General features: G+C 55.4%; 2 protein-coding genes. Both read left to right on the top strand.

Going from position 1 to position 681, the window contains the following annotated elements:
• On the top strand, window positions 1–190 hold a 190-nt coding region (locus GHO25_RS25685), incomplete at its 5' end, for a helix-turn-helix domain-containing protein (protein WP_153393405.1).
• A gap of 19 nt (window positions 191–209) precedes the next feature.
• On the top strand, window positions 210–368 hold the full coding sequence (locus GHO25_RS25680) for a hypothetical protein (RefSeq protein WP_024265239.1): 159 nt from the start codon (window positions 210–212) through the stop codon (window positions 366–368).
• Window positions 369–681 lie beyond the last annotated feature (313 nt).

Below are 681 nucleotides of genomic sequence, written 5' to 3'. Positions count from 1 at the left end.
TGGTGAGCGCACCAGTGCTGGCCGTGCTGCTGCCAAAGCTAAAGGCGTTCGATTCGGCCCAAAACCTGTTTTAACCCCAGAACAGATCGCCCATGCACGACAGCTGATCGACGGGGGGCAATCGGTTTCCGAAGTTGCACGGCTCCTAGGCGTTCATCGAGCCACGCTATACCGCGCACTGCCTCAATAGGTAGAACGGGAGAGACAGGATGAACAGCACGGATTCGGTACCGCGATTTATTGAGCCGGGCGACGACCAGGACGAGTGCCTGGCGCTGCCGCTCTACGTCACCCGCCAAGTCGATGACGAGACCCGGCGCGCTCAGGAGGCGCGCAAGCGGCTGTTGGCGGCTGCTGTACTGCAGTAGCAGAGGACCGACGCCTTAAACAACGGCTGAGCGTATGCAAAACAACCCCAAAAGAACGGTAGAAAAAGGCACGAGAACGGAAAAAGAACAGCAGGCGCAACGGATTAAGTCGGCTGAATAGGCGGGCAAGATAGGTGAAGTAGGCCTACCGGCCCACTTCACAGCTTGTCCATTCGCCTGCGGCTCAATGGAAAGTTTCGCGGGCGCGAAATGGTTACTTGGCCATTTGGGCACCAGTTGTATAACAAGTGCTATACAAAATTCTCCAGGTTTTGTGGGCTAAATCATTTGTTTTGTATCACAACTGTATAGC

It is taken from the genome of Pseudomonas sp. FSL R10-1350 (assembly GCF_009600525.1).
Classification (GTDB): Bacteria; Pseudomonadota; Gammaproteobacteria; order Pseudomonadales; family Pseudomonadaceae; genus Aquipseudomonas; species Aquipseudomonas helleri.
The sequence above is the reverse complement of the archived record's forward strand: the minus strand, read 5'-3'. Positions and strand labels throughout refer to the sequence as shown.

Coding starts and splice junctions, on each gene's coding strand:
- GHO25_RS25680 (WP_024265239.1), top strand. CDS start 210: ATGAACAGCACGGATTCGGTACCGCGATTTATTGAGCCGGGCGACGAC.